General features: G+C 63.8%; 4 protein-coding genes and 1 pseudogene. 4 read left to right on the top strand and 1 reads right to left on the bottom strand.

Translation table 11 applies throughout. The features are described 5' to 3' along the window. The 4 genes and pseudogenes from H7225_RS10525 to nagZ form a co-directional block, all read left to right on the top strand. A pseudogene (locus H7225_RS10525) lies at positions 1–289 on the top strand (hypothetical protein); the annotation flags it as partial. Beyond that, positions 286–1,113, top strand: a complete 828-nt coding sequence (locus H7225_RS10520) for a pyridoxine 5'-phosphate synthase (protein ID WP_290661568.1) — start codon at positions 286–288, stop codon at positions 1,111–1,113. The pseudogene H7225_RS10525 and the gene H7225_RS10520, both read left to right, overlap by 4 nt. Further along, positions 1,110–1,514 (top strand): holo-ACP synthase, encoded by a 405-nt coding sequence (acpS, locus tag H7225_RS10515; protein WP_290661566.1) that lies wholly within the window; start codon positions 1,110–1,112, stop codon positions 1,512–1,514. The genes H7225_RS10520 and acpS overlap by 4 nt, the downstream gene beginning before the upstream one ends. Beyond that, entirely contained in the window at positions 1,511–2,626 is a 1,116-nt protein-coding gene (gene nagZ / locus H7225_RS10510; RefSeq protein WP_290661564.1) for a beta-N-acetylhexosaminidase, read from the top strand. Before acpS ends, nagZ begins: the two co-directional genes overlap by 4 nt. 94 nt (positions 2,627–2,720) lie before the next feature. Here nagZ and H7225_RS10505 read toward each other — a convergent pair whose 3' ends face one another. Then, positions 2,721–5,792 carry an Rne/Rng family ribonuclease gene (locus tag H7225_RS10505; protein WP_290661562.1) on the bottom strand — a complete coding sequence of 1,024 codons (3,072 nt, stop codon included), beginning with the start codon at positions 5,790–5,792 and terminating at the stop codon, positions 2,721–2,723. Positions 5,793–6,000: the final 208 nt, after the last annotated feature.

Raw genomic sequence — 6,000 nt, 5'->3', positions numbered from 1 at the left:
GCCGGGTCAACGCTATGAATTGCACCCGGAGTTGGGCGTCTCGCGAGCTCGCCAGCATGATGATGTGGCGGCCTTGGATGGTGCGGTTTTGCGCCAACTGGAAGCCGCCTTGTCGACCGAAGGCGAGGGCGGGCGTACGATACTTGTCTCGGCCATGCCGCCTCTGATGGCGGCCTGCATTCCTGCCTTGAGCGAGCTCAAAACCGTGCTGCGCGCTTTGCTTCACTATCATCTAGGATCTCACACGCTGCGCACCCGCCAGCTCATGATGGAGCTTCAACAGGCATGACCTTTTCTGCCAAGTACCTGACCACGCACGACGCGCCCTTGCTGGGCGTGAACATCGACCACGTCGCCACCGTGCGCAATGCCCGAGGCGGCCGGTTCCCGGACCCCGTGTCTGCCGCGATACTCGCAGCCGAGGCCGGTGCTGACATCATCACGTTTCACCTGCGCGAAGACCGCCGCCACATCCACGACGACGACGTGGTCCGTTTGAAGGCCAGCATCGCGGCGCCTTTGAACTTCGAAGCGGCCGTGACCGACGAGATGCTGGACATCATCGAGCGCACTCGCCCAGAGCATGTGTGCCTGGTGCCCGAGCGGCGCCAGGAGATCACCACCGAAGGCGGGTTGGATGTTGTCGGGCAACTGTCACGCGTGCGTGATGCTTGCACGCGTCTGGCCGCCGTGGGTGCTCGCGTGTCGTTGTTCATTGGCGTCGATCCGGCTCAGATCGAAGCGGTTGCACACGCTGGCGCACCCTGCGTGGAACTGCACACGGGCGCTTTGGCCAACGCCTGGTGGGCGGGAGACGCCACTGGTGTGCAAGCCGAACTGCAACGCCTGCAAGCCGGATTGAGGCTGGCCCAAAGCCTGGGGCTGCGCACCCATGCTGGGCATGGACTGGCCTTGAACGAAAGCTGGCCGGCGACGCCCGGTGTCGCGCAGCCCACTTCCAGCAGCACGGCCCTGGTCGCCGTCCTGCCCGAGATCACCGAGTTGCACATTGGCCATGCCTTGATCGGCCGTGCTGTTTTCGTGGGGCTGAGGCAGGCCATCGCCGACTTCAAGGCCGAGATCGTGCGCGCGCGCCGGGCAGTGGCTGCATGATCGTTGGCATTGGCACTGACCTGTGCGACATCCGTCGCATCCAAGAGGCTTTGCAACGGCGCGGAGAGCGCTTTGCAGAGAAGGTGCTCGGGCCCCAAGAGCTGCTGGTTTACCGCCAACGCCAGGCCCGCGTGGCCATTCGCGGCCTGCGTTACCTGGCCACGCGCTTTGCGGCCAAAGAGGCATTTTCCAAGGCCATCGGGCTGGGCATCCACTGGCCCATGACCTGGCGCTCCTGCGAAATCCTGAATGAATCCAGCGGCCGCCCGCGCATCATGTTGAATGGCGAACTGGCCGACTGGTTCGCCCAAAAAAAATGGCAGGCCCATGTCACGGTCACCGATGAGGTGGACCATGCCTTGGCCTTCGTCGTCATCGAAACCCAAACCGACCACCCATGAGCCTACCGTCCTATTCCGTCCAGGCCAATACCGACACCGAAATCATCCATGCCCCCGTGGTGCTGGACATCGAAGGCCTGAGCCTCAATGCCGATGACCGGCGGCGCTTGCAGCATCCCCTGACCGGCGGGCTGATCCTGTTTGCCCGCAACTGGGCGAGCCGCGTCCAGCTCACGGCCCTGTGCGCCGAGATCAAAGAGCTGCGTCCCGATGTGCTGATCTGCGTGGACCATGAGGGCGGACGAGTGCAGCGCTTCAAGACCGACGGCTTCACGCACGTGCCGCCCATGCGGCGTTTGGGCGAGATGTGGATGAAGGATGGCAAGGCAGGCGAGGGCAGTGGCGCCATGGCCGCCACCGATGCCGCCACGGCTTGCGGTTACGTGCTGGCCAGTGAGTTGCGTGCCTGCGGCGTTGACTTGACCTTCACGCCGGTACTGGACCTTGACTTTGGTGAAAGCAGCGTGATCGGTGATCGCGCCTTTCACCGCGACCCACGCGTGGTGGCCATGCTGGCCAAGAGCGTGATGCATGGCCTGCTGCTGGCCGGCATGGCCAATTGCGGCAAGCATTTTCCGGGGCACGGTTTCGTCAAGGCCGATTCGCACGTGGACGTGCCCATTGACCGTCGCCGCCTCAAGGCCATTTTGGGTGACGATGCCCAACCCTATCAGTGGATGAGCACCTCGCTGACCAGTGTGATGCCTGCCCACGTCATCTACCCCAAGGTGGACGACATGCCGGCTGGTTTTTCGCAGCGCTGGTTGCAAGACATCTTGCGCGAACAAATGGGCTTCACCGGAGCCATCTTCAGCGATGACCTGAGCATGGAGGGCGCTAGCGTGGCGGGTGATCACACGCAAGGAGCCGTGGCCGCGCTGAACGCTGGCTGCGACCTGGTGCTGCTGTGCAATCAGTCCTTGAAAGGCGGCAAGGCGGTGGACGATTTGCTGGACGGCTTGCAAATCGCGCATGCGCGCGGCCTGTGGGAGCCTAGCGCCGACAGCGAGGCGCGCCGCCTGGACCTGCTGCCCCAAACCGCACCGTTCACCTGGGATGAGCTGATGCACCACGCGCCTTATCACCAGGCCCTGGCCCGCTTGCCGGGCTGAACGAGGCACAAAACCGCCGTCCCTGACAAAGTGGACGGCCCATGAAAAAAGCGCCATCCCCATGCCGGGGATGGCGCTTTTCATTAGGCGTCGATCAGTTGTTGGCCGACTCGAATGGCAGCTTGATTTGATTGAGATCCTTGCGGGTCTCGACCAACACCAGTGGGCCTTCATCAGCGATGACCGTGGGCGGACGCTCGCGCGGCACATGAGCCGGCTTGCTTTCAATGGCAATCGCTTCGCGGATGGCATTGACCTTGTCCGAGTCCGAGTTCACCCACTGCAGCCCTGCGTTTTGCGCAATGGCATTGAGGTCATTCATCGGCAAGACAAAGTCTTCGGCCCGAGGTGCGGCCGGCGCTGCGACCACCACCGGTTCAGCGAGCATGGGAGCTGCTACAAAAGGGGCGGGCACGTTGATGGCAGCCACAGGGGCCACCGCCAGCGCCACCGGAGGCGCATCTTCCACTGGCTCGGAGAATGTCGCAGCAGGCGCGGCGTAGACCTCGCTGGAAGCCAGGCTGAACGGGCCCACATCGGCCGACGGTGACGGCAAGGTCAAGGTCAAACCAGGTTGTGGTGCGGGTTCGATGCCTGTTTGGGCCTCCTCCGTGCCCACAGGGCGGTCACGGCGTTCACCACGGCGATTGCGATCACGGCCACGTCCACGGCGGCGGCCATCGGCGTTCTCGCCTTCACCTTCAGGGCGCTCGCCTTCATTGAAGTCGTCGGCACCTTCGGTGCGAACGGCTTCTTCTTGCTGGCGCGGCGCGGTGTCACCAGATTCAGCGGACTGTTGTTCAGTCGTCTGGCCGTCGGTGCCCAAGCCAGCATCGTCACGCTCGCCACGACCACGGCCACCGCGGCGACGGCGGCGTGCGCCATCGCGTTCTGCCGTGCCTTCAGCTTGCGCGTCGGTGCCCACGGGGATGGTGTCGACAAAGGCGTTTTCAGGGGCATCGACCGCGACGTTGTCACGGGGCGCGCGGTCCTGGCGATCACCACGGCCACGTCCACCGCGTCCACGGCCACCTTCAGGGCGGGCCTCGTCGATTTGACGTGGTGCGGCTTCGCCACGCGCGTTCAGCTCGTTGGTGATCTCGGTCGCGGCGACGCGGTCTTCGCGCGGGCCACGACCACGTCCACCACGGCCACCTTCACGGGGCTCGCGGACGCCTTCAGCGGCGGGGCGCTCTGTGCGTTCGCCACCACGGTCGGTGCGTTGTTCGCCACGATCGCCACGACCACCACGGTCACCACCACGCTCTGCGCGTTCGCCGTTACCGTTGCGTTCGCCACCGCGGGCTTGACCGTCACGACGGCCGCGTCCCTTGCCACCTCGAGCACCCTTGCCGTCGTCTTTGGCAGAGTCCTTCGGGGCGTCTTCCAGGGGCTTGACTGCCGGCACGGGCGTGAACGCTGGCGTGCTGGAGAACAGGCTCTTGATCCAGCCAAAGAACCCACCGGTCGATGGCGTGGCGGCAGCCACGTGCTTGGGCACGGCGGCGACAGGTGCCGCTGCAGATTCCAGCGCGGGTTCGTGCCTGGGCACGGCCATCGGCGCGGGCTGATCGGGCAACACGCCCTTGATGATCGGCTCTTGCTTGGGCTTGCTCTTTTCGCGGCGTGTGATGCCGACGTCTTCCTCGGGCTCCTCGATCATCGAGTAGCTGGTTTGGATGTTTTCCAGGCGAGGATCGTCGTGGCGCAGACGCTCGAGTTTGTAGTTAGGCGTTTCGATGTGCTTGTTGGGGATCAACAGCACGGTCACGCGTTGCTTCAACTCGATTTTGGTGATCTCGGTGCGCTTTTCGTTCAGCAAGAACGAAGTCACTTCGACCGGCACTTGCACGTGCACGGCGGACGTACCGTCCTTCATCGATTCTTCTTGAATGATGCGCAGGATCTGCAGCGCCGACGATTCGGTGTCGCGGATGTGGCCGGTGCCGTTGCAACGCGGGCAGGTGATGTGCGAACCTTCGCTCAGCGCGGGGCGCAGGCGTTGGCGCGACATTTCCAGCAAGCCGAACTTGCTGATGGCGGCCAGTTGCACCCGGGCACGGTCGAAGCGCAGGCCGTCGCGCAGTCGGGTCTCGACCTCGCGGCGGTTCTTCGACTCTTCCATGTCGATGAAGTCGACGACGATCAGGCCGCCCAGGTCGCGCAAGCGCATCTGGCGGGCGATTTCGTCGGCCGCTTCCAGGTTGGTGCGGGTGGCGGTTTCCTCGATGTCGCTGCCACGGGTGGCGCGCGCCGAGTTCACGTCCACGGACACCAGCGCTTCGGTGTGGTCGATCACGATGGCGCCGCCGGATGGCAGGTTTACCGTGCGGCTGAAGGCCGTTTCGATCTGGTGTTCGATCTGAAAACGCGAGAACAGCGGGGCGTCGTCACGGTAGCGCTTCACGCGGTTGGCCGTGTCGGGCATGACGTGCAGCATGAACTGCTTGGCCTGCTCGTAGATGTCGTCCGTGTCGATCAGGATTTCGCCGATGTCGGAGGTGAAGTAATCGCGGATGGCGCGAATCACCAGCGACGATTCCTGATAGATCAGGAAGGCGCCCTTGCCGGTGCCGGAGGCCTCGTCAATGGCCGTCCAGAGCTTGAGCATGTAGTTCAAGTCCCACTGCAGCTCGGCGGCGGTGCGGCCGATGCCAGCGGTGCGGGCGATCAGGCTCATACCCTTGGGGTATTCGAGCTGATCCATCGCTTCTTTGAGCTCTTCGCGGTCATCGCCCTCGATGCGGCGGCTGACGCCACCACCACGAGGGTTATTGGGCATCAGGACCAGGTAGCGGCCTGCCAGCGAGACGAAAGTGGTCAGGGCAGCGCCCTTGTTGCCGCGCTCTTCTTTTTCAACCTGGACGAGCAATTCTTGCCCTTCCTTGATCGCGTCTTGAATGCGGGCCGAGCGAACGTCGACGCCTTCGCGGAAATATTGGCGCGAGATTTCCTTGAAGGGCAGGAAGCCGTGGCGCTCTTCGCCGTAGTCGACGAAACAGGCCTCGAGCGAAGGCTCGACGCGGGTCACAACGGCTTTGTAAATGTTGCCCTTGCGCTGTTCGCGGCCCTCGATTTCGGTCTCGAAGTCGAGGAGCTTTTGTCCGTCGACGATGGCCAGGCGGCGCTCTTCAGGCTGCGTGGCATTGATCAGCATGCGTTTCATGTGAACTCCAGTCCATGCGAGGCCGGCCCTGGATGGCACCAGGCAGACCTCGATTCACCACCGACAGGGTCGGCGGCAACTTTCATGCACGAGTCAACGCAGAAAGAACCGAGAAGGAATTGCCGTGGCTGGTGACCCGAGAGGGGTCAGTGCAGCAGGGGCGCATGCGCGGGTGACATGGCACAAACCCCTGGCGACCACCCTGGGT

It is taken from the genome of Aquabacterium sp. (assembly GCF_014378415.1).
In the GTDB taxonomy this organism is placed as follows: Bacteria; Pseudomonadota; Gammaproteobacteria; order Burkholderiales; family Burkholderiaceae_C; genus Aquabacterium.
The sequence above is the reverse complement of the archived record's forward strand: the minus strand, read 5'-3'. Positions and strand labels throughout refer to the sequence as shown.